Below are 25,364 nucleotides of genomic sequence, written 5' to 3'. Positions count from 1 at the left end.
CCCAGACACCACTCGATCGCCGGGCCAGAACCCCGCCAGCCCAGCCGCTCTCACACCGGGTCCGGCTCCCCCAGCTGCTCCACCGGCCCGTCCAGTTCCTCATGCCGAGCTGCGAGCGTTCCCGCCAGATGCACCAGCTTCACGTTCAGCTGCTGCGAAGTCCGCCGCAGCAGGTCGAACGCCGCTTCCGCGTCCAAGCCCCGGCGGGCCATGATGATGCCCTTCGCCTGGCCGATCACGTCCCGGCTGTCCAGCGCGCGCCGCAGCTGCGCCTGGTGCAGTTCGCTCCGGGTCACCGCGTCCGTTTCGGCCACCGCGAGGGTCGCGTGGCTGGCCAGGAGCAGCACGACGTCGCGGTCGGCGTCGGCCAGGCCGCCGGGAGTGCGGGAGTAGAGGTTGAGCGCGCCGGAGAACCGCGCCACGGCGTCGTCGGCCAGCGCCGTCGCCAGCACCGCGCGCCAGCCCGCCTCGGCCACCGCCGGGGCCCAGCGCGGCCACTGCTCGTCGCTGCGCAGGTCGGCGCTTTCGAGGAATTCGGGCCGGTCGGGGATCGCGGCGTCGTGACACGGGCCCTCGCCCAGCGTGTACTGCAACCGGTCCAGGTCAGCGGCCTTCGGGTCGGTGTAGGCGGCGGTGTGGAAATGCCCGTCCGGCGCGCGCAGCGTGATCGACACCAGTTCGGCCGCGGGCACCAGCGACGCGGTCGCGTCCACGATCAGCTGCAGGACCTCGCCGACGGTCCGCGCGGCCAGGAGCATCTCGGTGAGCGTCCGGAACTGCTCGCCCGAGGGCCGCGGCGACTCGTCCTCGAAGGCCAGCGCCGCGGACGCGGAATCGGCGACCGGGACGCCCTCCTCTTCGAGCACCCGGCGGGCCACCCCGCCCTCCCGGCAGGCGAACACCGCTTCGCTCGGCCGGGCCGTCTTGCGCAGCGCGGCGAGGTCCTGGCTCGAGAACGAGGTCAGCTCGCTCAGCTCGAAAACCACCATCCGCGGCTCCGCGGCCAGCACCTCGCCCACCTCGGCGCGCAATCCGGCCGGGTCGCCGCTCAGCCGCACCACGGCCGAATAGTCGATCGACGCTTCCACGTTTCCCTCCCCGCCAGCCCGGTTCACCAGCAGTCGTTCCTGCCAACTTACTCGGGTCGAGGGCTGCGCAAGCCAGGTGCGCGTGCTGGGGAACAGCCGCCGCGACCCGGCCCGAGGGCACGGCTTTCGCCCGGCCCCTCCGGAAACCGGGAGGGCCGGACGAGCCGGGAACCGCTAGCCGACCTCGGCCGCCAGGTTCCGCGCGGCGGAGCCTGCTTCGACGGCGTCGGCAAGGCGTTCGACCACCCGCATCTCCCGGTCGAGCCCGAGAACTCGCAGCGGCCGCAGCACCGCGCGCCCCGCGGCGACCACGGCGAACGCGACGCCCGCCGCGTCCGCCGCCCGTGCGGCGCCGGTCAGCACCTCGAGCCCGCTGACCGAGCAGAACGTGACTTCGGTGGCGTCGACGATCAATACGAGCGGGCGCAGCGCCGTTTCGTCGGCCAGCACCTCGCGCAGCCGATCGGTGGAGCGCAGGTCCAGTTCGGCGGAGACCGCGACGACAGTCTCGCCCGCGGTGGTGGTGATCAGGGTTCTCGCCGGCGTTCCCGGCAGACACGAAAGCGTTTCATGCACCATGGAGCCCTCCTCGCAGATGCGAGACCGGGCCCGCGTTCGCGGCCCGGCCCTGGGCCCGAAGGAACGGGCCACACGGGATCAGGCGACGGCACGTGGGCTGAACCGCTCCTGGCAAGACCCTACCGCAGCACGGGGCCCGACGCACTGCCCGCCGCTTGCCGAAGCATCGATCTCGCCGGAGGAACTGTGGACAATGGACGGTCTCGGGCACCCCGGCCGCAACGACGAAACCGTTCCATGCCAGTAATTATCTGAAGTCCATAATGGACTGAACGAGCCGCGCCGCCGGAACGGGAGCGGGCACTCGCCGCCCAGGTTTCGCCCGAACCGGCTCGGGTACCCGAACAGGACGCGACCACCCGCGCGACCGCGAGCCCGGACGTGTCCGATCTGCCCCCGGCCGACGTCCGCGCGCGATGGCCGCCGCTCAGAAGCCGCCGCTCGACCTGCGCCAACGCTGCGGAAACTCGCCAATAGCGTCCTCGAACCCTGAACCGGGAGGACCGGCGCCGCCAGTTCCAGTCCCTTCTCGACCGTCCGGCTCTGGCCCACGACGCCCGCGCTCTCGCAGCAAGCTGGTTCAGCGCCGCGAGGCACCGCCGCCGACCTTCAGCCGGGACGGCTCCCCGCGACGCCGAACCACTTCGCTATCCGGTTCGCGCTGTCCTGACGCTTACTTCAACCGCTCGAGCAGCGCGTCGCAGAACGCCGGCAGGTCGTCGGGATTGCGCGACGTGATGACGCCGTCATCCGTCACGACCTCGCGGTCCACCCATTCCGCGCCCGCGTTGCGCAGGTCGGTTCGCAGCGACGGCCACGAAGTGACGGTCCGGCCGCGCGCGAGCCCGGCTTCGGCAAGCAGCCAAGGTCCGTGGCACACCGCCGCCACCGGCTTGCCCGCGGCGGCCGTTTCCCGGACCAGCGCGACCATCGGCTCGCTGGTGCGGATCTTGTCCGGCGAATACCCGCCGGGCACCACGACCGCGTCGAAGTCCGCCGCGACGGCCTCGTCCGCGGCTTGGTCGGTGGTGATTTCGGTGCCGTGCAAGGCAGTGAGCTTCTTGCCCCGCTCCAGGCCGACGACCACCGCCTCGTGCCCGGCGGCGCGCAACCGCTCGCACGGCACCAGGAATTCGTCGTCCTCGGTCATCTCGTCCACGAGCACTGCCACGCGGGCCATGTTGGTCTCCTTTCTGATCGGCGTCCGTTGCCGCCCGGTTACCCGCCGTCCGGCCGGGCCATGCCGCTTGTGCGGTGTCCCACGGCAGCCCCGCGGTCCCACGACGGAAAACGCCGTAGAACCGCGGGGATAACCGCGTCAGCCCGGAGGTTCGACGTCCCCGCGCCACGACCCCGTTTCGCGTCCGCGCTGCTCGATGAACTGCTTGAACCGCAGCATGTCCCCCTTCACGCGCCGGTCCAGGATCCCGAGCTTGTCGGCGGCGTTCTCGGCGAGCCCCTCCGGGTCGATCTCCATCTGCGCGGTGACCCGCGTTTTGGTGTCGGCCAGCCGGTGGAACGTGATCACCCCGGCGTGGTCCGGCCCGGAATCCGAGCGCCACGCGACCCGTTCGTCCGGGTGCTGCTCGGTGATGGTCGCGTCGAACTCCCGGCCGACGCCGCCGAACCGGGTGACCCAGTGCGTGTGCGTCGCGTCGAGCTGGCGGATCTCCTCCACGCCCTCCATGAACTCGGGGAACGATTCGAACTGCGTCCACTGGTTGTACGCGGTCGACACCGGGACGTCGACGTCCACGATTTCGGTGATCGTGCTGCTCATCCACTCCTCCTCGCAGGGCGGGTACCGGCCCCGGGTGCCCGGGGCGCGGCGGGGCGAAACCGGCGCGATTGCCCGGCCGCGCGCCGGGTACCCGTTCAGCGGAAAGGAGGCGCCCATGCGAGTCGTGATCGTCGGCGGCGGGTTCGCCGGATACCACGCCGCGCGGAAACTGCTGCGCACCCTCGGCGACCGCGCCGAGATCGTCGTGCTGAACCCGACCGACTATTTCCTGTACCTGCCGCTGCTGCCGGAGGTGGCCAGCGGGATCGTCGACCCCCGGCACGTCGCGGTGTCCATTCCGGACACTCTGCGCGGCGTGCGGCTGGTGCTGGGCACCGCGGAGTCGGTCGACTTCGACGCCCGCACCGTGACCTTCACCGACCCGGAGGACCAGCAGCGGAAGCTGCGCTACGACCGGCTGATCCTCGCGGCGGGCAGCGTCAACAAGCTGCTGCCGATCCCCGGGGTCGCCGAATGCGCGCACGGTTTCCGCGGCCTGCCCGAAGCGTTGTACCTGCGCGACCACGTCACCCGGCAGATCGAGCTGGCCGCCGCGACCGACGACCGGGCCGAACGCGACGCCCGGTGCACGTTCGTCGTCGTCGGCGCGGGTTACACCGGCACCGAGGTAGCCGCGCAGGGCCCGGAGTTCACCGCCGCCCTCGCGCGCCGTCATCCCGAACTCGACGGACAGCCGATTCGCTGGCTGCTGCTGGACATCGCCGACCGCGTACTGCCCGAATTGGACCCTCGGCTCGGCGCCACCGCCGACCGGGTGCTGCGCGAACGCGGCGTCGAGGTCCGGATGAAGACGTCGGTGGACCGGGCGGACGTCGAAGGCGTGACGCTGACCACCGGCGACGCGGTGCCGACGCATACGCTCGTGTGGTGCGTGGGCGTCCGCCCCGATCCGCTGGTCTCCGACCTGGGCCTGGAAACCGTGAAGGGCAGGCTGATCGTCACGCCGGAGCTGAACGTGCCCGGCCGCGACGACGTGTACGCCTGCGGCGACGCGGCCGCGGTGCCGGATCTGACCCGTCCCGGCGAGACCACCCCGATGACCGCGCAACACGCGCAGCGGCAAGGAAAACTCGCCGGGAACAACGTCGCCGCTTCGCTCGGTGTCGGCCGCCGTCGCCGGTACCGGCACCACGATCTCGGCTTCGCCGTCGACCTCGGCTCGGGCCAGGGCGCGGCGAACCCGCTGCACATCCCGCTGGCCGGCCTACCCGCCCGGCTGGTGACCCGCGGCTATCACCTGCTGTCCCTGCCGGGAAACCGGCTGCGCACGGCCGCCGACTGGGCGCTGCAGAAGATCGGGCGGCGCCAGACCGTGCAGCTGGGGCTCGTCCGTTCGGGCGCGGTCCCGCTGGACACCGCGTCGCCCGAGCTGCCTCGGACCCGGTGAGGCTTTCCCGAACGTTGGGAGGAAGAAATGGACACGCACGAACTCCGCGCGCTGCTGACCGACGGCCCGTTCGTCTCGGTGCACTTCGACGAATCGCACGACACCGAGGACGCGGCCAAGCAGTTGCGGTTGCGGCTCAAGGAAATCGAGGCCGCGCTCGAAGGCCAGGGCGCCGACCGGCCGACTGTCGGCGAAGTGCTCCGTGCCGTGGAGGAAAGCCCTCCGCCGGTCGGACGGGCCGGCCGCACCATCGTCGCCGCGCACGGCACCGTCCTGCTCGACCGGCGGCTCGCCGCTCCGCCGCCGGCGCAGGAGGCGCGTTACTCCGCACTGCCGTACTTCCTGCCGACGGTAAGCCATCTCGAAGAAGCGCCCGCCCATCTGGTGGTGCTCGTCGACCGGACCGGCGCCGACATCGAGGTGCACCGACCGGACGGCAGCGTCGAGACCGAAACCGTGCGCGGGCAGGAACACCCGGTGCACAAGGTCCGCGGCGGCGGCCCGGCGCACCGCGACATCCAGTCGCACGCCGAGCAGACCGCACACCGCAATCTCTCGGAAGTCGCCGAGCACGTCGCGAAGGCCGCCGAACGCGTGCGTCCGCGAGCGATCGTCCTGGCCGGCGAAGTCCAGGCCCGCACCGAACTGCACGAGCGCCTGCCGGAACCGGCGCGCTCGCTCGCCGCGGAGGTCGACGCGGGCGGCCGGGCCTCCGGCGCCGATCGGTCCGAACTGGACCGCGCCGTGCACGAACTGCTGACCGGGCAACGGTTGCGCGAACTGGACGACCTCGCCGAACGCTTCCGCGCCGAAGCCGCACGCGAATCGGCGCTGGCGGTGAGCGGGTTGTCCGCCGTGACCGCCGCGCTGGCGGAGGCGAACGTGGCGACGCTACTGGTGGGAGACTCCGGCGAGGCCAGCGTGTACACCGGCCCGGGACCGACCCAGATCGGCGTAGCGCGGCCCCGCCTCGACGCACTCGGAGCGGACGACCCAGCCCGCCGCCGCGCGGACGAGGCCCTGCCCTACGCGGCGGTGGCAGTCGGCGCGGACGTCGTGGTGATGGACGAACGACTCGACCTGGCCGACGGATTCGGTGCCCTGCTGCGCCATCCGTGACGCGCATGGCTGGGCCCGGGTGCCTCGACACCCGGGCCCAGCTCGTGTCTACAGTGGACTCTCAGCGCAACGCGGGCAGCAACTCCCGCTCCGCGAACTCCACGAACCCCGGCTGCTGCTCCGCACCGCCGATCTGCACCAACGCCACATCGGTGAACCCCGCCTGCGCGAACTCCTTCACCGCGTCCACAATCGGCCCCGCGTCCGGACCGCACGGGATCCCTGCCGCCACATCGTCCTCACGCACGAATTGCGTCGCCGCGTCGAACGCTCGCGTCCCCGGCAACTCCGCGTTCACCGGCCACCCCGAACCGAACCACCGGAACTGTTCGTGCGCCCGGCGGATCGCCGCCCCGCGGTCCGGGTCCCAGCTGACCGGCAGCTGGCCGATCTTGCGTGTCGGCGGCCCGAGCCGGGCGTGGTCCCATTCCGTGCAGAGCTCCGCGTTCGGTTCGACCGCGACCATCGCGTCGGCCACCGGCGCGAAGCGCTGCACCGATTTCGGGCCGGACACCGCGATCGCGAGCGGCACCCGCGTCGGCGACAGGTCCCACAGTTTCGCCCCGTCGGCGCGATAATGCTGGCCGGTATAGGTGAACGTGCCGCCGTCGAACAGGCCGCCGATGATCTGCACCGCCTCGGCGAGCCGGTCGTGCCGCACCGACACCGACGGCCAGCCCCGGCCGACGACGTGCTCGTTCAGGTTCTCCCCCGAGCCGAGCCCGAGGGTGAACCGGCCCTCGGACAGCAGTTGCACGGTCGCGGCCTTCTGCGCCACCACCACCGGGTGGTACCGCATGGTCGGGCAGGTCACGAGCGTCATGAGTTCGATCCGCTCGGTCGCCTGGGCCACCGCGCCGAGCACGCTCCACGCGTACGGCGCGTGCCCCTGTTCGGCCAGCCACGGCGAATAGTGGTCGCTGCAGGCCGCGAAATCGAATCCGGCCTCCTCGGCGGCGGTCGCGCAGCCGACCAGCTCGCGCGGCCCGGTCTGTTCAGTCATCAAGGTGTAGCCGATGCGCATGTTCTCCCCGTTCGACGGGCTCTTCGCAGGGCGCGTACGCCCCGGAACCTCTTTCTCCCCGCCCGGTTACCCTGTCCCGGCCCGGTTCACCCGTCGCGTCTGTCCGAAAGAGACTCCGGGCGTCAGGACCCGGCCAGCGCCGCCTCGACCGTCGGGTACAGCGGGAGGCTCCGCTCGAGGCCGGTGAGCTGGATGGGCCGCACCGTCGCCCGGCCGGACGCGACGATGCGCAGGCTGGCGCGCGACGCCCGGTCCTGCGTCATGGTCACCAGCGCGGTCAGCCCGGCCGAGGCCAGGAACTCCACCGCGGCGAGATCCACCACCAGCACCGGAGGAGCCGCGGCCAGCGCCTCCTCGACCGCCGCGGTCAGCAATGGTGCGGTGACCATGTCGACCTCGCCGTAGACCGTCAGCACCGCGACCGGAGGACGGTCGTCGCGCTCGACGCGAAACTCGCGCACCGGGTCGCTGCCGGGATCGGTCGGCTCGTCCATCGTCATGGTCCCGTCGTCGGTCGCCCCTGCCCGGCCGGGCAGGCGGGAGGCACCCCACCATGATGCCCGTCCTTCCGCGACGACGCAGGCGAGCGGCGGTCGATCCGCTCCGCCCGGTTCCGCCGAAGCATTAACGCCGACGCTCGTCCTTACGCCGTTTGCCTGATCCCTTGCCTTCCCGTCGATCAATGCGGTGACAAATTCACGCCGGGCGATCAGGAAACGGGCACGGCCCCGAAGAATTGCCCGCCGATCCCATGTTTCACTCGACCGAGTGAGGGTATCCGACGGTGAGCACGCCTCATTCCCCACTGAGAGAAGGAAGACGAGGTTCTCCCCGTGATTGTTCTCGGCGTCATTCTGCTCGTGATCGGGTTCGTCGCCTCGATCCAGATTTTGTGGAGCATCGGGATCGCCCTCGTGGTGATCGGCGCGATACTGGCGGTGCTCGGCGGGACCGGGCGCCGAATCGGCGGCCGCGCCCATTGGTACTGATCGCCGGAAACGGAAACCGCCGGCTGAGGCTCCGGGACGAATCCCGGAGCCTCAGCCCGTTCCGGTCAGCCGGGCCGCCAGTTCCCGCGCGGCCCGCACCGTCGTCGACCCTCGTTCGCGGGCGCGCGACAGCACCGCGCTCGTCGTGTCCGCGATCGCGTCGACCTTCGCGTTCGCCGCCGCCTCGTCCCAGCCGAGTTCCTCGCGGCCGACCGCGTGGATGATCCCGCCGGCACTGGCGATGACATCCGGAATCCACGTGATCCCCCGGTCCCGCAACACCGTCGCGACCTCGTCGGCGACGAGCTGGTTGTTCGCCGGACCCACGATCAGCGACGCGCCGCACGCCGCGGCCGACTCCGCCGTCAGCAGTCCGCCCGTCGCGGCGGGCACGAGAACGTCCAGCCGCTCCCGCACCAGATCCGCCGTCGTCCAGCTCGCCCCGAGTTGTTCCGCCACCGGGCGGAGTTCGCCGTCGACGTCCGTCACGACGACGTCCGCGCCCTGGGCGAGCAGCGATTCGCAGACGAGCCGCCCGACGCTCCCGAACCCGATCACGCCCACCCGCGACCCCGCGACCGAACCCGGCGCGACCCCGGCCCGAAGCGCCGCCAAGACTCCCCGCGCGGTGGCCGCGCTCGACGTCCCGCTGCCGCCTTGCGCCTCCGGACGGCAGAACGCCCAGCCGTGCGCGAGGCGGTGGATCTCCGCCATGTCCTCGGATGTCGACCCGATGTCCGGCCCCGTGCGATATCGCCCGCCCAGCGCGGAAATCGCCTCGGCGATGTCGGCGATCAGGTCGCGCCGCCGCGCTCCCTCCGCGGGCAGCACCGCGACAGTTTTGCCGCCCCCGTAAGGAAGTCCGGCCAGGGCGCACTTCATCGTCATCGCCGCCGACAACCGCAGCGCGTCGTCCACCCCGTCCCGCCACGACGGATACGGCTTGATCCGGCACCCGCCGATCGCGGGCCCCCGCTCCGTCGAATGAATCGCGACGGCGATCGGGACCCCCGAGCGGGTGCCGCGAACAACCCGCAGTACTTCCCCTTCGAAACTCTCTGTTCGGTTCACGGCCGCAAGCCTGCCCCTTCCGTCGCCCTTGCTAGCCCGTAGACAGTGATATGTTCGGAAAATGCCCGAACTTCCGAACCTGGATCGGATCGACAGCCTCATCGTCCACGAACTCCAGCAGGACGCCCGGATCCCGATGCGCGACCTCGCCGAACGCGTCGGCGTCGCCGCGTCCACCTGTTCCGAGCGCATCGGCAGGCTGCAGGCCCGCCGCGTGCTGACCGGATTCCACGCCGAGGTCGACCTGCCCGCGCTGGGCAGGTCGGTGCAGGCCATGGTGTTCGCCCAGATCCGTCCGCTCAGCCGGCCGGTCATCGACCGTTTCCGCCGCGACGCGCTCGCGATGCCGGAGGTGATGGCCGTCTTCGTCCTCGCCGGCGGCGACGATTTCCTGCTGCACGTCGCGGTCCCGGACGTCGCCCGGCTGCACACGTTCCTCGTCGAGGATCTCAGCAGCCGCAAGGAAGTCGTGCAGTTCCGCAGTTCGATCGTGTTCGACCACAGCCGCAAGCGGGCGATCGAAAACCTCGCCGGGGAGCAGTGACCGGGCGTCGCCGGTCGCCAACATTTCGTAAAGACCAATTAATCCGCCCCGCCAAAAGATACCCACCTCGCGGAACTGCTTTCCCGATAAGAACACCTTAGAGCTTCCCTGACCATTAGGTCGCGTGCGATTCTTTACCTGTTTCCTCATGCCGAAGTGCGCCCGTTCGGACGCTGGGTGGCCGATCCGGCCGCTGCTAGTGTCGCCAGCACGGGCAGGGGGTCGCCGTCGCGCGAAATTGCCCGGAACAGCCACTGGCGCAATCGAGTTTCCGAGGGAGTCGGCATGACCGCTGTCGCCGTGCATCGCTATCTCATTCCGTCCCAGCCCCACCGCAAGACACTGCACGAGCTTCTGGACATCGCGCTGCGAGTGGAGTTCGCCACCATTCCGCCCTATCTCACCGCGATGTACTCGATCAAAGACAAAGCTTCCCCGGCCTACCAATTCGTGCGCGGGGTCGCGCTCGAGGAAATGCTCCATCTGAATCTGGCCGCGAACCTGCTCAATGCAGTCGGCGGCACACCGACCCTGGTCGCCGAGCCAGGAGCCGCGCCTCCATTTCCGCCGAGCTATCCCACCCATCTTTCCGAGGACGCGGAGGACGGCGGGCCGTATCTGCAGCTCATGGCGGCGTCGCCGGAGCTGTTCCGCAGCACCTTCATGCGGATCGAACAGCCGGCCCAGCCGGACGCGGTCGCGCAGGAGGAGGATTTCTCGACCATCGGCCAGCTGTACTCGGCGATCCTGAAGAAACTCGAGGAATACGACCGCACGCCCGGGCGCGCCTACGACGTCTCCCGGCAAAGCGACCAGTGGAACTTCGGCAACAGCGGCGGAACGGTCGTCCTCGTGAAGGATCTCGAGTCCGCGAAGAAAGCGGTCAACGAGATCGTCGAACAGGGCGAGGGCGCCGACCTCAGCGGCGAACTGGACGATCCGAAATACCGCGTTCGCGAGCCGTGGGGCCAGTACGAGTACTACGGCCCGCGCGCCGACGGCACCTACGGACCGGTATTGGGCACGCCGCTGGAAATGTCGCACTACTTCAAGTTCAAGGCGATCGCCGACGGCACTGTCCCGCTGCCCCCGACGTATCCGATGATCGCCAATCCGGCCAAGGCCAAGTACGAAAACCAGACGGCGGCCGCGCTCAGCGACCTGTTCGACCACGCCTACAGCGCGATGGTCGACGATCTGCAGAAAGCGCTGCGCGGTGACCGGGATCTCTTCTTTACCAGCGTCGTCCCCGCGATGCGGGTGACCCTTCCGTCGCTCGCCACGCAGCTGATGCGGACCCCGATCGCCGCCGAAAGCCACACCGCCGACGATCCGACCGCCGGACCGGCTTTCCGTTATCTGCCGGTGAAAGACCGTCGGAAACCGCAGGAACTCGACCGACTCGTCGCGGATCTGGCCGCCGGCGGATCGGCGACGCTCGCCGCCACCCTGCGCCGGATCCAGGAGAACCGGCCCGAGACGAGCACGGAGGCCAGCCATGTCTGAAGCGTTGGCGCAGCTCGCCCGCACGGTCTCGATCTTCCCGGCGATCGGCGTCGCGCGGCTCGGCAACACCGGTCCGGGCGACAGCACCGAGGACTACTACCTGCCGCCGGACGGGATCGGCCGGCTGCCCCGCGAAAGCGAGGGCGATCTGCCCTTCGAACCGGCCGGCTTCCGGGACCGGCACGGCCGCCTCCGCAAACAGGCCGCGACCTTCGCCCTCTATGCCGCCGACCGCCGGGAACCGCTCGCGACCGGGACCCGGCTGCCGCTGTCCGACGGCAGCACCGCGACGATCGTCGACATCGTCTGGACGGCGCATCTCGCGAACAAAAAGCCGTCCTGGTACCAAATCCAGGACCGGATCGGCGAGACCGGCTATCCGGCCGGGCACCCGCTGCGCAACGAGGACGTCCAGGGCGAGGCGCGCAAGAAGCTCATCATCGACCCCGGCCCGCGCACGGTGAGCGGCCGCGGGACCAGGATCGGCGAGTTCGACCGGAACGACGGCCGCGGCCGGAGCACGTTCCCGCCGGACAGCCCGGATCCGGCGAGGCAGCGGATCACCACGCTCGGCCGGATCGCGGTCCGGCCCGACGGCAGCCTGCTCCTGCTCGGCGGATCCGGAATCTCCTACTCCACCGCCGCCGAGCCCAGCATCCCCGACGACGACAACAACGACGGCTGGTGGGACGACGTCTCCGACGGCCCGGTGTCCGCGACGATCGTCGTGCGCGTGCTCGACCAGCACGGCGCCGTGCTCGGCCCGGACCAGGAGATCAGCCTGGACGACAAGGCGTGGGCGATCGTCGCCCCGCCCGCCTACGCGCCGGAGATCGTCAACCTGGTCACCCTGTACGACACGATCTTCGACATGGCCGTCCGGTTCGCCGGCCTGCGCCCGGACCTCTACGACAACGGCCAGTGGCAGGAGACCTACCAGCCGCACTACCCGACGGAAATCGAACCGATCCTGCGCCGGGCGGCCGTGCTCCCGTGGGTGGTGGCGGTCCCGCCCAAGGTGCACACCTTCGACCTGGCCCGGCTCGGCGCCAAAGACCCGCGCTACGACCAGATCCGCCGGCGGCTTTTCGAGGTCCTGCGCCCGCCCACCACGCCCAACACGCTCGCCTCGGCCAAAACCGGCTACCGGATGATGCCCTACATCGTCGGGGAAGACGCCGCCAGCGACAGCCAGCTGACCGCGAAGTTCCACTCCCTCACCGCGACCCAGTACTTCCTGCTGAGCCAGTGGGCCGACGGGAACTTCCTGACAGCCGACCAGCCCCCGAACCCCGGCTCCGCGGCGGAACGCCGGCCGGGCCACCACCTGACCGAAGCCGCACTCGGCAACTGCTGCGGCCCGCCCTTCGCGCCCGGAATCGAGATGTCGTGGCTCTCGCGCGTCCCCGCGGTCTACTCGGCGCCGTTTCGGCTCCGCCCGGTCCCGCACCTGCCGGTCGAAGCAGGACAGCTGAGCCTGATCGCCGACCCCGCGCGCGGACTCGAACCCGGCGACGTCACGAAGTACCTTTCCGTTCCGTGGCAAGGAGATTTCAACACCTGCTCGGTCCTGAAGGTCGACGACCACTACCTCTGGTGGTGGCCGGCCCACCGCCCGATGTTCGTCTACGCCCGCCGCGACAAGCCCGGCCCGGCCGACTGGAACCACGTCAGCTGGGTAGGCACGGTCCGCGACCAGACGGTGAAGGGCTACGTGGCTTTCGCCGACAACCTCGGCATGGCCCAGCATTGGCACGAACTCGGCTTCGTCGCCCGCAACACCCGCCTCCGGCCTGCCGACGACACCCAGCCGCCGGAACCGCAATACATCGAAGTACGGCGGACACTGCCCCGGCCGGGGTACGTCCTCGACGACCACAACCAGCCGCATGCCTAGGGTCCTCAAGGTGGCGGTGCTGGGAGCAGGACCGGCCGGGTCGAGCACGGCAATCGCCCTGCGGCGCGCAGGGTGCGAGGTCGTGCTGATCGACCCGGACGGTTCCTCCTTGACGGGCGAGGCGGTTCGTCTCGGTTCTTCGCGGGCTGCGGTCGGCGGTGGGAATGGCTTCGCTCGTGCCGCGGCCGAGGCCCTTGCCTGTGGATCCGCCGGTGTGGCAGGCCAGCCGCTTGCTCGCCGGGGGTCCCGCGAGCCCGCCGCTGCCACCACCGAGCCCCCTGCCGATGGATCCGCCTCCGCGGAAGCTCAGCCGCTCGCCCAACGGCGTTCCCCCGAGTCCGCCGCTGCCGCGACCGCGCCCCCTGCGTGTGGATTCCCCTCTGCGGCAACTCAACCGCTAACCCACCGGCGGACCCCCGAATCCGCCGCTCCCACCACCGAGCCCCCTGCCGATGGATCCGCCTCCGCGGAAGCTCAGCCGCTCACCCACCGGAGGTCCCCCGAATCAGCCGCTGCCGCGACCGCGCCGCCTGGCCGCCCGGACGCCGGGTCCCTCTGCGCTGCAACCGGAATGCCCGCCGCCAATCCCATTTCCCACATTCACCCGAATGCCGCCGGATCCTCATCCGCGCCAACCGAGACCTCCGTCCCACCCGGCGCGGTCGGGCCGCGCGGCAATCGCGAAACCACCGATTCCTCCCGCGCCGCGTCCTTCAGCACCGGGTCGCCGCGCGGGGCCGGAGAACCCGGCCCGTCCACCGATGCACCCTTCGACCCCGATCTCCCCCGCGCCGCCGGAGAACCCGCACCTCCCATGATGGCCGGACCGCCCTTCCGGAACGGCGCGCCACACGCACCCGGCGAATCCGTCCCGCCCTCGATTGCCGGAGCCCTCGCCCGGCTCGGCCTCAGCACCGCCGTCCTCGACCGCGACCACCTGCGTTCGCTCGGCACCGCCTCATCCTGGGGCACCCCCGAACTCCAGTACCGCGACTACCTCCACGACGGGCTCGGCCCCGGCTGGCACCTCGACCGCCCCCGGTTCGACCGGATGCTGCGCGCCGCCGCGGTCGCCGCCGGAGCCGTCTTGGTCCGGGATCGCTGGTCGTCCGCCCGCCGCACGGCGGAAGGCTGGTCGCTCACCTGCCACGGAACCCGCCTGACCGCCGACGTCGTCGTCGACGCCACCGGCCGCCGCGCCGCGTTCGGCACCGCGCAAGGGGCCCGGCGCTGTTTCGCCGACCGGCTGGTCGGCATCGCCGCAACCGTGCCCGATCCGGACGCCCGCAGGCATGTCATCCTCGAATCGGCGGAAAACGGCTGGTGGTACGCCTCCCCGCAACCCAGCGGCCGGCTCACGCTCGCCCTGCTGTCCGACGCCGACCTCGTCCGCCGCGAAGGCTGGGCCAGGCCACCGGGATGGCTGGCGGCACTCCGCGAAACCCGGCACCTCGCTCTGCCGCCGGACGAACCTTCCCTGACCGTCCGCGACGCCCGCTCCCATCTGCTCACCCCGAGCGCGGGCCGGGGCTGGATAGCCGCCGGGGACGCGGCGATGGCGCTCGATCCGCTCAGCAGCGCCGGAGTCACGCTGGCGATCGAGTCCGGGCTGGCCGTGGCGGACCTGATCGCGTCCGGGCACGTCGACTCGATCCGGCACCGGCAGCAGCTGCGCCGCCGGTTCGACGCCTACCTCCGGCAACGACGCGACGTCTACCGAGCGGAACAGCGATGGGACAGTCCATTTTGGACCCGCCGCCACGAGGGGGCCGTCGAGGCTCGGCACCTCGTCCTCCGCTGATCGCGGTGTGGCCGCCAGCTGGGATCTCACGCGAGCCCTTTTTCAGGCCGCCGCCCGAGGTGCGCGGGTAGCCCCGCGGCGGCCAGCCGGCGGTTGCCGCCCGACCCTCAGCGATCGGCCAGAGCTTGCCGCACGACCTCTCACCGGCCAGCCCGCGGCTACCGCACGACGCCTCGGCGGTCGGCGGTCGGCGGTCGGCGGTCGGCGGTCGGCGGTCGGCGGGAGCCTGCCGCACCGCAGCTCGGCGGCCAGCCCGAACTAGCCTCACTCCCCTCGGCGGTCAGCCGGACCCGCTCGCCCGACAGTCAGCCAAAGCCCGCCGCACAACGCCTCACCGGCCATCCCGACCATGCCCCACCACCCCAGCCTCAGCCAAGATCAGCCTCCGGACGGATCTCGATCTCCGACCCCGGCTGGTCCAACTCCAGCACCACCAATTCATTCTTCCCCTTCCGCCACAACGACTTCGGCGCGTAAAGCGTCTTCTGCGGCCCGATCTTCCAATACCGCCCCAGGTTGAAGCCGTTCAGCCACACCACGCCCTTCTCCCACCCAGGCAGGGCCACGAAACCGTCCGCCGGGTCGGCGATCATCGCGGTCGCGCGGTGGAACGCCGGGCCGACGCCGGGCGATCCGGACGAGAATCGCAGCCGGGACAGGTCGTCCAGTGGGAGCGGCCGGATCTCCCATCCGAACAGTTTCTGCTGGGTGTTCATCGCGACCCAGCCGTCAATGCCCTTGCGATCCGCCAGATACGGCCCGTAATTCACCCGGCCCATGGCGTCGACCAGGATGTCGAGGCGTGTGCGCGGTTTGTCGAGTTTCAGGTTCAGCGTCGCGTCCGGACGGTTTCGGTCCAGCACACCCAACCGCACGCCGTCGACAAACACCAGCGCCCGGTCCGCCAGCCCGTGAATGCTCAGTGGACCGGAATGCGGTCCCTGCACGGTCGTGCGGTAGTGGATCAAGCCCGTGGACTGGCCCAGCCGTTCCATGGACATTGGTTGTGCCGATCGGACCACTGTGGACAGTGCGGGCAGGGAGTCCAAAAGGGACACTGAATCGGCCGGACGCACAGTTTGCGCAGGCAGGCGCGGCGATCGAGCGGGTGGCGGAACGACCGGTTGCTTGGTGTATCTCGTGAGCACGGCCTGCAGCGCGGTGAACTTCGCGCCGATGTCGCCTGCTTCGCCGACGGGGGAATCGTAGTCGTAGCTGGTCACGGTGGGCTGATATTGCAAGCCAGCCGTGTTGGCACCAGCAGTGAAGCCGTAGTTGGTACCGCCGCACGCCATGTACAGGTTCACCGAAGCGCCCGTCGCCAGCAACTGGTCGACGTGAGCGGCGGTTTGCCGAGGATCGGTGGTGTGGTGCGGTTCGCCCCAGTGGTCGAACCAGCCGTCCCAGTATTCGGCCATCATCACCGGCGCGCCGGGGCGGAAAGCCTTCAGCGCGGCAATGCTCGGAGCCGGATCGCCGTCGCCGGTTCCGACTTCCAGAGTGCCCGGCAGTTCACCGAAGCGCATGAAGAACTCGGAAGCACCGTCTGCGACGAAAAGAAGGCTCGTTATTCCGCGCGAACGCAGACTGTCACGCAAATGCGCGAGATAGCTCGTGTCATTGCCATAGCTGCCGTATTCGTTTTCGATCTGCACGGCGACGATCGGCCCGCCATGCTGCGCTTCCAATGGCTCGAGCTGCGGGATCAGCTGGTCGTACCACGCGTCGACGGCCTTGAGATAAGCCGGATCGGCGCACCGCAGTTCCATGTTCCGGTCCGCGAGCAGCCAAGCGGGAAGACCGCCGAATTCCCATTCCGCGCAAATATAGGGACTCGGGCGGACGATGACCTGGAAGCCGAGTTCCCCGGCCAGGCGGATAAAAGCCGCGAGATCGCGAGGGCCGCGGAAATCGGCGCGGCTCGGCGTCGGCTGGTGGAAATTCCACGCCACATAGGTTTCGACGGTGTTGAGGCCAAGCGCTTTGAGCCGCGACAGGCGGTCGTGCCACTGGTCCGGACGCAACCGGAAATAGTGGATCGCGCCGGACACGATCTGGAATGGCTTGCCGTCCAGCAGAAAATGGTCGCCGGACACACTGAGCCCGCGCCGTCCGGCCGCGCCCGCCGGTTCGGCGAACACCGTGCTCGCGGCGACTGCGGCCGCGCCGCCGAGGAAGGTCCTCCTGCTCACGTCCATCACTCCCCCGCTCAGCCGGCCGTCGCCGCGCGGACCTGGACGAGGAACGCGTCGAGCACGCCGTCGCCGACGAGTGCCTGCCGCACGCCCCACCGGTTGCTGTTGCCCGTCTTCACCGCCTCCGCACGCGTGACCAGCGCATCCGCCGCAGCCGTCAGTTGCTCGGCCTTGGCGTCGTCACCGCGGGTCGCCGCGGCGAGCGCGTCCAGCCGGGTGACCATCGCGTCGCCCCACAGCGCGGTCGCGTCCAGCCAGGGACCCGCCTCTGCGACGAAAGCGCTCTGCACCTGTCCGCCCCGGATTACCGCGGGAGCATTGCGGATCTGTTCGGCATACGAACGCAGCTTGTCCAGCGCACGATGATCGCCAGAGTTCCAATGCTGCCAGAAATCGGCCGCCTTAGCCGCGAGAACCGGTGCCTGCGGCTGCCATGGCGTCGGCCCGAAGACCGGTGCCAGGTGTTCGAGGTCGGCGAACACTTTCAGCGCCGCCGTCGCGCGGGGGTCGCCGCCCGCGAGCCGCGCCAACGCCTGCGGCCACGACCGCTCCGGCGAGTATCCGGCGTCGTTCCAGGAGAAATCGGCGACACCGAACTCGGCGACCTCGCTGGCTGCCTCCTGGTTCATCGGATTCGAGACGATTCCGTTGAGATATTTCGACAGTCCCGCTTCCCGATGCGCGTACGGCGCGAGCAGCAACCGCCCGGCCGACTGCTCGTAGTCGTTGACCGGGTAGTTGTCCCAGAGGAACACTTTCCGTCCGTACACTGTGGACACCTGCTGGGCTTCGTCGTTCGTCACGCTCGGCGGCACGACCGCGGTGCCGGTCCATTGCACGACGACGGACGGGTCGAGATTCTCCCGCAGCTGCGTCTTGTACGGCGAATCCTTGAGGTCGCTGTATTCCGTCGGCACTGTCTGCAAAGGACGGACGCCGTCGTGGTTCTTCACGAAGTTCTTGGTGATCTCGTTGAGCAACGAGACCTGCGCCTTGCCCGCGGCCGCCTGTCCGGGCGCTCCGAACGCCGTCTGGTCGCCAGCGCAGTTCCACTTGGTGTACGAGATGTCGTCGAACGGCAGCGAGAACGACCGCACGCCGAGGTCGTAGACAGCCTCGAACTTCGCCTTCACCGCCGCGACATCCTGCGGCGACGAGAAGCAGATCGACACGCCAGGCGACAACGCGTAGGTAAAGTCGACGTGGTTCGCATTCGCCGTACGCACGAGCTGGCCGAGCGCGTCCAGCTCCTGCTGCGGATACGGATCCCGCCACCGATCGCGCAGATACGCGTCGTCCTTCGCGCTGTAAATATAGGTGTTCGCCTTGGTCTCGCCGAGGAACTTGAGCTGCCGAATCCGATCGTCGTTAGTCCACGGTGGACCGTAGAAGCCTTCGATCGACCCGCGCAGCGCCATGTTCGGCCAGTCCCGCACCGCGACACCGCTCAGCGACCATCCCTGTCCACTTCGGACAAACAGCTGCCGCAGGGTCTGCACGCCGTAGTACTGTCCGGCGCCGTCCCGGCCGTTGATCGTCACTCCGCCGCGCCGCACGGCGAGCGAATAGCCCTCCGCCTGCGTCGGCGCATCCCCGCCCTTGGCGAGCCGGACGACGAATCCGCCGGCGCCGATCTTCTTTACCCCGTGCTGTTTCAACAGGGAAATCAGAAGATCCTTGGCCGGACCGTCCGTGGTGCTGTCCGTTACTAGCGTCACCGAGGACGGCAACGGCACATCGGCGGCGTCGCGTCCAATCTGTTGCGGTGTCGGGGAAACGACCGGCACCGAGCCCGGCCTGGCCGCAGCCGGCTGGACGACGGTGAGGGCACTCGTCGCGACGACAGCGGCGAGCCAAGCTCTGCGGCGTAGAGTCATGACTTCCTCTCAGGCGGCGGGGACAGTGCGGTACAACGCGAAGGTAGCCAGATACGGCGTCGCCCGCGACTGTGTGACGACGACGCGCAGGTGGCGCGCGGTGATCGGCGAGGGAAGGGTGACCAGACGGTTGGCGCCGATCGTGGTGACGGTCGCGATCGTGCGCCAGGAACCGTCCACTTCGGCCTGAACGGTCGCGCCTTCGACGTGCTGGCCCCGGGTGATGTCCTCCCCCAGCCGGATCTGATCGAAGGCAACGTCCGAAGGCAGCACGACGTCCATCGTCCCGGCGAACGCACCGCGCGGCGGCGACCACGACGTGATGAGCGAGGAATCCGTGACCGCGTTCAGCCCCCGCGCACCGGCGGCGAGGTTCTGCGCCTGCGTCCTCGCGATGGCCTGCCCGAAGGACGCCAACGCCGCGCTGTCCGCCGGAGCGACGCGGCCGTCCGGTCCTGGCGGAACGTTCAGCAGCAGCGAGGCATTGCGGCCCACCGAGGCGCGGTAGAGGTCGACGAGTTGCGCGGGTGTCTTCGGCTGTTCGTCCGGGTGGTAGAACCAGCCCGGCCGGATTGACACATCAGCTTCAGCCGGCGCCCACTCCAGGTACCGCACGGAAGGGTCGGCGAGCACCTGCCGCGAACCGAGGTCGGCGCCCTCCGCACCGCCGACGAACAGCTCCTCGTTGTGCGCGGTGTTCGGATCGCCGGTGGTCGGCAGGGAACTCCATTCCGTCTGACGGGCTTGGCCTTGCTCGTTGCCGACCCAGCGCACGCCCGCCGGTCCGGCGAACGTGACCGTGTCCGGCGAGAGCGCGTGGATCATCCGGAACCAGGTCGTGAAGTCGTAGTTCTCGCTGATTCCGTTGCCCCGCCAGGGATTCGCCCCGTCCAGCCACAGCTCGTCGATAGGACCGTACTGCGTGAACAATTCGTAGATCTGATTCAGGTAGTAGGTGTTGTAATCGTCCTCGGCGACGGTGAACTTCGGCAGTTTCCCGGCCGCGAGCGCCGCCGCCCGGTCGTCGTTCGGGACCAGCGACGGGATCGTGCGGACCTTCGCCGCGCTGCCGGTCCCGTACCGGCCCTGGCCAGCGGGCGCATTCGCCCGGTCGTCGTAGGTCGCCTGCTCCTCGATGCTCAACGGCTGTCCCGCCGCGACCTTCGCCTCGACCCGCTTCACCTGGTCGGCGAAGAACTGCGCGGGCAACTCGGCTCCGTCCGCGGGCGACAGGTACACGCCGACTTTCAGTCCGGCTTTCCTTGCCGAATCAACGTAATCGCGCAGGATGTCCCCGCGCGGATTGGCGCATCCGGCGGCGCGGACCTGCCAGTACGCGGACGGATCCTGCGCCCGGCCATCCTGCGCGGCCGCACGGGCCTTGGCCACCGCATCGTCGGCACAGCCAGGCGTGATCCACCACGGGCTCGCGACAACGGAGTGGTTGGTGTAGCGCGTCGGGTAAAGGACAAACCCGTCGTGATGCTTCGCCGTCAGCATCACCTGCGTCACGCCGGCCGCCTTCATCGACCGCATCCACTGATCGGTGTCGACTGCGGCCGGCGCGAACGTCGACTCCTTTTCCGCGCCGGAGCCCCATTCCCGGTCGGTGAAAGTGTTCATGCCGAAGTGCGTGAACGCGGTGACCGGCCGCTGCTGCCAGGCGACCTGCCCGGCGCGCGGCACGGTCGCGGCGGCTTTGGCGAGGATCCGGTCCATGCCGTCGCACGACTGCAGGGCCTGGATCGCCGCCGGGCGGATCGGTCCGTGGCAGCCGGTGGTGTCCGAGACGGCGGGAGCGGCGGTTCCCCCGGCCGCCAGTACCGCGGCAAGCGCCAGGCTCGCGGGAATCGACACGGCGGTCCTCCTGTCGGATCCGTGACCGAACGGTGACGGCGGGGAGCCTAAGTCGGGCATCCATCGGATGTCTAGACCTGATCGGCGGAGGCGGACCGGCTTTCACCCGAGCGCCGAGGCTTGGATCAGCCCTGTTCCAAGCTCTCTGCCTGGTTCCCGGCTCGTGTTGTCGCGGAGGCCCAGTGATCAGATGGATTGCCGTGTAGTACCACGGTCATCTACGCGAGGGGGTCACATGACAGTCACTGCAGGCGAGCCGCCGGTTCCGGCCGCGTTGACCAGCGCCGTCCAGCGCTGGCGGGAACAGGGCAAGCCCGTGCAGCCGCCGATCCACTGGTCCCGCGAGGCTTGGCGCAGGCACTTCCCAAGTCAGCACGCGTTCCTCGACGCCCTGCCCGAACGCATCGACCGAGCCGAAGCCACCCGCCACGCGGCGGACGCGACGACCCCGGAGGGTGCGGAGCGCGCGTTCCTGGCCGCGATGATCTGGGGATACGGACGCGTCGGTTACGGCCCTTGGCGCACCGCCCGCGTGCTGACCACAAACCCGGACGCCGTCGATCGACTGGCGGAGGTGGCTGTCGTCGCTCGTGAGCAGGGCGGGTTGGCGGCGTTCCGCGATCTGGCGGAGAAACCACTGCGCTACCTGGGCGTGGCTTTCGGCACCAAGTACCTGCGGTTCGTCACCGCCGCTCGTTCCTCGGACAGAGCCCCGATCCTCGACGCCGTTGTCCGCCGGTGGGTCTCGACGCACACCGGCCAGCACCTGATGATCGACGCATGGCGGCCTGCCGTCTATGCGAAGTACATCGGATTGCTGACCTCATGGGCGGCTGAACTCGGGTTGGCCACGGATACCGTGGAGGAATTGATCTTCCGGTCCGCGGTGAGCCGGGAAGGGTCCGGCCAGTGGAGCGAGCCCTGGGCGGGCTCACGCTCGCCGGAGCAGCGGGCGCAAGCCGCGCTTCTTGAACTGGAGCAGCTCTTCGACACGGCCGAGGCCGAGCAGGCTCAGGAAGCCCGGCGTCATCTGGATGAGCTGGAACGCCTCATCCGGCAGTGCTGGACCGATTGACTTCTCACCGGGTCGGCTCCAGCGAGTGGAGCACGGAGCGCCAATGCCGGGCCCGCTCGATGATGTCGTCGGCGAGCTGCTGGTGGAACCGGCTCAGGGCGTGCAGCCGCGCGCCGGCCGGAGTCGACCGGCCGAGGCGAGCGGAGCCGCGGCGCGCGGCGTCGGCGAGCTGGTGATTCCGCTGCGCGCTGGCGAGGAAGGCCTGAAACCAGGCGTCGGGACCGACCTCGTACCGTTCCGCACGGCTTTTCCCGATGCGCTCCCGGCGCAGCAAACCCTCGCCTTCGAGGTACCGGACCGTTTTGGAGATCGACGCCGGGCTCACCCGCAGGTGCTCGACCAGCTCCGCGGCGCCCATTCCGGCGTCGTCGGTGACGAGCAGCGCGGCGAGCACTCGCCCGGCCATGCTGGGCACTCCGGTGCCGATCAGCGTGGCAGCCAACTGCTGCTCGACCGCGGTTTCCGTGCGACGGCTTTGGACAGCACCGGGTTTGCGGTGGTGCGCGCGCCGTTTCGTGGCTTGGTGCGCGGCGTCCGGCGCGTACCCGGCGCGACCGCCGTTGCGCGTGACCTCACGGCTGACGGTCGAGGTCGGCCGGGCCAGCCGACGCGCGATCTCGGCGTAGCCGAGCCCGTCGGCCAGACCGGAGGCGATGACCCGCCGGTCTCGGCGAGTCAGCCGCGACCCAGGCATCTCAGACCCCCCTCGTTGCAATAACCCTAGTCCTGATGCACCAATAAGACGAACCTGACCTGTGCAAACAACTCAACGCAGCGAGATGCGAGGTTTCCCTGGCACGGAAGACCGCCGATAAGTTCCGGCCGTTCATCCGCACCGAGGAAGGAAGGCTCCGATGCCCGCGACCTCCGAACCCGCGATCCGGGTGCGAGGGCTGGAAAAATCGTTCAAAGCACTCCCAGTGCTGCGCGGCGTGGACTTCGACGTGGCGCGGGGCAGCATCTTCGCGCTGCTCGGCTCGAACGGGGCGGGCAAGACGACGGTCGTGCGCATCCTCGCCACCCTGCTGAAGGCCGATGCGGGAACGGCACACGTCAACGGATTCGACGTCGCCGCGCACTCGGCGGACGTGCGGGAATCCGTCAGCCTCACCGGCCAGTTCGCCGCCGTGGACGAAATCCTCACCGGCCGGGAGAATCTCGTGCTCGTCGCCCGGTTGCGGCACCTCCGAAACCCGGGCCGCGTCGCGGACGATCTGCTCGCCCGGTTCTCCTTGGAGGACGCGGCCGCGCGGAGGGCGGCGACGTATTCGGGAGGACTCCGCCGCCGCCTCGACCTCGCGATGAGCCTCATCGGGAACCCGCCGGTCGTCTTCCTCGACGAGCCGACCACCGGCCTCGACCCGCGGGCGCGCGCCGAGGTGTGGCTGGCCGTCAAGGAACTCGCCGGGCACGGCACGACCGTGCTGCTCACGACCCAATACCTGGACGAGGCCGAACAACTCGCCGACCGGATCGCGATCCTGCACCAAGGCCGGATCATCGTGAACGGCACCCTCGCCGAACTCAAGCAACTGCTGCCGCCGGCCAGGGTCGAATACGTCGAGAAACAGCCGACGCTCGAAGACGTCTTCTTCGCGATCGTCAAGGAGCACCGATGAGCAAACGCTTCTTCGCCGACACCACTGTCCTGTTAGGACGCTCACTGCGCCGCATCGCGCGCAGCCCGGATACCGTCATCACGACCGCCGTTCTGCCGATCGCGTTCCTGCTGATGTTCGTCTACGTCTTCGGCGGCGCGATCCAGCACGGTTCCGGCAGCTATGTGACCTACCTGCTGCCCGGAATCCTGCTGATCACCGTCGCCTCCGGTATCTCCTATACCGCGTTCCGGCTGTTCCAGGACTTGCAGAGCGGGATTTTCGAGCGGTTCCGGTCCATGCCGATCGCCCGGTCCGCTGTCCTGTGGGGACACGTGCTGACGTCGCTGGTCGCTAACCTCGTCTCGGTCGCGGTCGTCGTCGGCGTCGCCGTGCTGATGGGATTCCGCTCCGGAGCGGGAATAGCGGCCTGGCTCGCGGTCGCCGGCATCCTGCTCCTGTTCACCCTGGCGCTGACCTGGCTCGCCGTCATCCCCGGCCTGACCGCGAGGTCGGGCGACGGTGCGAGCGCGTTCTCCTACCCGCTCGTCTTCCTGCCGTTCGTCAGCTCGGCTTTCGTCCCGACCAGCACGATGCCCGGGCCGGTGCGCGCCTTCGCCGAACACCAGCCGACGACGTCCATCGTCAACGCCATCCGCGGCCTGTTGACCCAGCAGCCAGTCAGCACCGAGATCTGGACCGCCCTCGGCTGGTGTATCGGCGTCCTCGCCCTCGCATCTGTCTTCGCCACGCTGATCTACCGCCGCAAGCAACGTGGTTAGCGGTCCAGGAAGCGCTCCAACTCCCCGGTAACGAACTGCGGGTTCTCCTCAACCAGCCAATGCCCCGCGTGCGGTACGTCCGCCGCCTGGACGATGTCGGTCACCCGCGGAGCCACCGTCGCCCGGATGGCATCCAACTGGCCCTGGGCGGTCAGGAGCAACGTCGGCGCCTCCACCGGCGCCGCGGCCACCGTGTCGCGGACGTCCTTGTCCAGTGCCCGGTAAAGCTCGAAGCCGCCGGACAGGATCGCGGGCTGGCTGTAGGTTCGGGTGTATTCGTTGACTTCGGCGTCGGTGAACGGAGACTTGTCCGAGGTGCCGCCGAATGCGGTCCCGCCGAAGGAAACCTGCGGATAGAACAGCGCGAGATACTCGCGGACATCATCCCCGACAACCGCTTCCGGGACCCGGCGCTGGGAGTGGAAGGCGATGTGCCAGCTCAATGTCCGGTAAACAGCCGCATTGATCGCGGGGCCTGGCAGCGGCAGGTCGAAATAGCCGAGCCGGGAGGTGTCGCGAGGGAATTGGCTCGCGTACTGAAAAGCCACTGCCGCACCGAAATCGTGGCCGATGACGGCGGCGTCCCGGATCTTCAGCCGTTCAGCGATCAGGGTGTGCACGTATCGCGCCAGGGTGGCTTTGTCGTATCCGCTCGGGGTGCCGGTGCTGTCGCCCAGCCCGGGGAGGTCGATCGCGTAGACGGTGTGGTGCTTCGCGAGCGCGGGCATGACCGGCCACCAGCCGTACCAGGTCTGCGGCCAGCCGTGGATCAGGACGACCGGGCTTCCGCTTCCGCCCGTCACGTAGTGCATGCGGACGCCGTCGACGTCGGCGAATTCGTGCCGGAAGGTGCCCTGGAACGCGGAATCGTTCTGGGTGGCAGCGGCGTAAGGAGCGGCAGCGGGAGGGGCGGAACAGGCCACGGTGCCGAGGGTGAGCAAGAGGGACAGGGCAAGTGCCGCGACAGAGCGCGGCACCAGCCGGGATGCGGTGATCATGGGGCCCAGTTTCGCCAGGCCGCCCCGGCGATGGCACGCAAACTTGCCGTTCCGGCAAGGGGTTGCGTCCGGTGCCCGTTCGATCAATTCCTTTTAGCCGAACAGGCAAGACCCGGTTCGCGGCAAATCCGGGAGGGTAGGGATGGTGAGGAGGCGGTCGCCGCGATCGCCGCAAC

22 protein-coding genes are annotated in these 25,364 nt (G+C 69.6%); 10 read left to right on the top strand and 12 right to left on the bottom strand.

All coding sequences use genetic code 11. From position 1 onward, the window contains the following. Positions 1–50: 50 nt before the first annotated feature. The 4 genes from ABD156_RS15665 to ABD156_RS15650 form a co-directional block, all read right to left on the bottom strand. Positions 51–1,088 carry a GAF and ANTAR domain-containing protein gene (locus tag ABD156_RS15665; RefSeq protein WP_344272921.1) on the bottom strand — a complete coding sequence of 346 codons (1,038 nt, stop codon included), beginning with the start codon at positions 1,086–1,088 and terminating at the stop codon, positions 51–53. 174 nt (positions 1,089–1,262) lie between these two features. Further along, positions 1,263–1,667, bottom strand: a complete 405-nt coding sequence (locus tag ABD156_RS15660) for an STAS domain-containing protein (protein ID WP_344272918.1) — start codon at positions 1,665–1,667, stop codon at positions 1,263–1,265. Between the two features lie 673 nt (positions 1,668–2,340). Continuing rightward, positions 2,341–2,847 (bottom strand): type 1 glutamine amidotransferase domain-containing protein, encoded by a 507-nt coding sequence (locus tag ABD156_RS15655; RefSeq protein ID WP_344272915.1) that lies wholly within the window; start codon positions 2,845–2,847, stop codon positions 2,341–2,343. 138 nt (positions 2,848–2,985) lie between these two features. Continuing rightward, positions 2,986–3,447, bottom strand: coding sequence for an SRPBCC family protein (locus ABD156_RS15650; RefSeq protein ID WP_344272912.1), 462 nt, complete (start codon positions 3,445–3,447; stop codon positions 2,986–2,988). Between the two features lie 115 nt (positions 3,448–3,562). Between ABD156_RS15650 and ABD156_RS15645 the strand changes: the two genes are divergently transcribed. Then, positions 3,563–4,855, top strand: coding sequence for an NAD(P)/FAD-dependent oxidoreductase (locus tag ABD156_RS15645; protein WP_344272910.1), 1,293 nt, complete (start codon positions 3,563–3,565; stop codon positions 4,853–4,855). 27 nt (positions 4,856–4,882) lie between these two features. Further along, on the top strand, positions 4,883–5,974 hold the full coding sequence (locus tag ABD156_RS15640) for an Rv2629 family ribosome hibernation factor (RefSeq protein WP_344272906.1): 1,092 nt from the start codon (positions 4,883–4,885) through the stop codon (positions 5,972–5,974). A 61-nt stretch (positions 5,975–6,035) separates the two neighbouring features. Here the strand turns inward: ABD156_RS15640 and ABD156_RS15635 are convergent, their stop codons facing one another. Further along, the gene (locus tag ABD156_RS15635; RefSeq protein ID WP_344272903.1) at positions 6,036–6,998 is read right to left on the bottom strand and encodes a TIGR03557 family F420-dependent LLM class oxidoreductase; all 963 of its coding nucleotides are present in this window, start codon (positions 6,996–6,998) and stop codon (positions 6,036–6,038) included. 122 nt (positions 6,999–7,120) lie between these two features. Beyond that, a complete protein-coding gene (locus ABD156_RS15630; protein ID WP_344272899.1) occupies positions 7,121–7,498 on the bottom strand; it encodes an STAS domain-containing protein in 378 nt (125 codons plus the stop codon). 333 nt (positions 7,499–7,831) lie between these two features. Between ABD156_RS15630 and ABD156_RS15625 the strand changes: the two genes are divergently transcribed. Then, entirely contained in the window at positions 7,832–7,987 is a 156-nt protein-coding gene (locus ABD156_RS15625) for a hypothetical protein (RefSeq protein WP_344272896.1), read from the top strand. A gap of 51 nt (positions 7,988–8,038) precedes the next feature. Here the strand turns inward: ABD156_RS15625 and ABD156_RS15620 are convergent, their stop codons facing one another. Then, a complete protein-coding gene (locus tag ABD156_RS15620) occupies positions 8,039–9,058 on the bottom strand; it encodes a Glu/Leu/Phe/Val dehydrogenase dimerization domain-containing protein (protein ID WP_344272893.1) in 1,020 nt (339 codons plus the stop codon). Positions 9,059–9,119: 61 nt separating this feature from the next. On the opposite strand from ABD156_RS15620, the gene ABD156_RS15615 reads away from it, so the two are divergent. The 4 genes from ABD156_RS15615 (at position 9,120) to ABD156_RS15600 (ending at position 14,806) form a co-directional block, all read left to right on the top strand. Continuing rightward, positions 9,120–9,602, top strand: a complete 483-nt coding sequence (locus ABD156_RS15615; RefSeq protein ID WP_344272890.1) for an Lrp/AsnC family transcriptional regulator — start codon at positions 9,120–9,122, stop codon at positions 9,600–9,602. Between the two features lie 285 nt (positions 9,603–9,887). Then, positions 9,888–11,108: a ferritin-like domain-containing protein gene (locus ABD156_RS15610; RefSeq protein WP_344272887.1), complete on the top strand. Its 1,221-nt coding sequence runs from the start codon at positions 9,888–9,890 to the stop codon at positions 11,106–11,108. Continuing rightward, positions 11,101–13,005 (top strand): LodA/GoxA family CTQ-dependent oxidase, encoded by a 1,905-nt coding sequence (locus ABD156_RS15605; RefSeq protein WP_344272884.1) that lies wholly within the window; start codon positions 11,101–11,103, stop codon positions 13,003–13,005. The genes ABD156_RS15610 and ABD156_RS15605 overlap by 8 nt, the downstream gene beginning before the upstream one ends. An 817-nt stretch (positions 13,006–13,822) precedes the next feature. Further along, entirely contained in the window at positions 13,823–14,806 is a 984-nt protein-coding gene (locus tag ABD156_RS15600) for an NAD(P)/FAD-dependent oxidoreductase (protein WP_344272881.1), read from the top strand. A 368-nt stretch (positions 14,807–15,174) separates the two neighbouring features. Here the strand turns inward: ABD156_RS15600 and ABD156_RS15595 are convergent, their stop codons facing one another. Genes ABD156_RS15595 through ABD156_RS15585 form a run of 3 tightly spaced genes read right to left on the bottom strand, consistent with a single transcriptional unit; the run spans position 15,175 to position 20,735 of the window. Then, on the bottom strand, positions 15,175–17,004 hold the full coding sequence (locus ABD156_RS15595; RefSeq protein WP_344272878.1) for a glycoside hydrolase family 35 protein: 1,830 nt from the start codon (positions 17,002–17,004) through the stop codon (positions 15,175–15,177). Between the two features lie 11 nt (positions 17,005–17,015). Next, the gene (locus ABD156_RS15590; protein WP_344272875.1) at positions 17,016–18,878 is read right to left on the bottom strand and encodes a glycoside hydrolase family 84 protein; all 1,863 of its coding nucleotides are present in this window, start codon (positions 18,876–18,878) and stop codon (positions 17,016–17,018) included. A gap of 9 nt (positions 18,879–18,887) precedes the next feature. Further along, entirely contained in the window at positions 18,888–20,735 is a 1,848-nt protein-coding gene (locus ABD156_RS15585; RefSeq protein WP_344272872.1) for an alpha-L-fucosidase, read from the bottom strand. 235 nt (positions 20,736–20,970) lie between these two features. On the opposite strand from ABD156_RS15585, the gene ABD156_RS15580 reads away from it, so the two are divergent. Next, on the top strand, positions 20,971–21,810 hold the full coding sequence (locus ABD156_RS15580; RefSeq protein WP_344272869.1) for an 8-oxoguanine DNA glycosylase OGG fold protein: 840 nt from the start codon (positions 20,971–20,973) through the stop codon (positions 21,808–21,810). A 4-nt stretch (positions 21,811–21,814) separates the two neighbouring features. Here ABD156_RS15580 and ABD156_RS15575 read toward each other — a convergent pair whose 3' ends face one another. After that, positions 21,815–22,504 carry a GbsR/MarR family transcriptional regulator gene (locus ABD156_RS15575; RefSeq protein ID WP_344272866.1) on the bottom strand — a complete coding sequence of 230 codons (690 nt, stop codon included), beginning with the start codon at positions 22,502–22,504 and terminating at the stop codon, positions 21,815–21,817. Positions 22,505–22,664: 160 nt separating this feature from the next. On the opposite strand from ABD156_RS15575, the gene ABD156_RS15570 reads away from it, so the two are divergent. Beyond that, on the top strand, positions 22,665–23,429 hold the full coding sequence (locus ABD156_RS15570; RefSeq protein ID WP_344272863.1) for an ABC transporter ATP-binding protein: 765 nt from the start codon (positions 22,665–22,667) through the stop codon (positions 23,427–23,429). Continuing rightward, positions 23,426–24,190, top strand: coding sequence for an ABC transporter permease (locus tag ABD156_RS15565; protein WP_344272860.1), 765 nt, complete (start codon positions 23,426–23,428; stop codon positions 24,188–24,190). The genes ABD156_RS15570 and ABD156_RS15565 overlap by 4 nt, the downstream gene beginning before the upstream one ends. Here ABD156_RS15565 and ABD156_RS15560 read toward each other — a convergent pair. Then, positions 24,187–25,188 carry an alpha/beta fold hydrolase gene (locus ABD156_RS15560; RefSeq protein WP_344272857.1) on the bottom strand — a complete coding sequence of 334 codons (1,002 nt, stop codon included), beginning with the start codon at positions 25,186–25,188 and terminating at the stop codon, positions 24,187–24,189. The genes ABD156_RS15565 and ABD156_RS15560 overlap by 4 nt on opposite strands. Between the last annotated feature and the right edge of the window lie 176 nt (positions 25,189–25,364).

Origin of the sequence: Amycolatopsis albidoflavus, assembly GCF_039525725.1 — a bacterium.
Taxonomy (GTDB): Bacteria; Actinomycetota; Actinomycetes; order Mycobacteriales; family Pseudonocardiaceae; genus Amycolatopsis; species Amycolatopsis albidoflava.
Note: the sequence above shows the minus strand (reverse complement) of the source record. Positions and strands in the feature narration are given on the sequence as shown.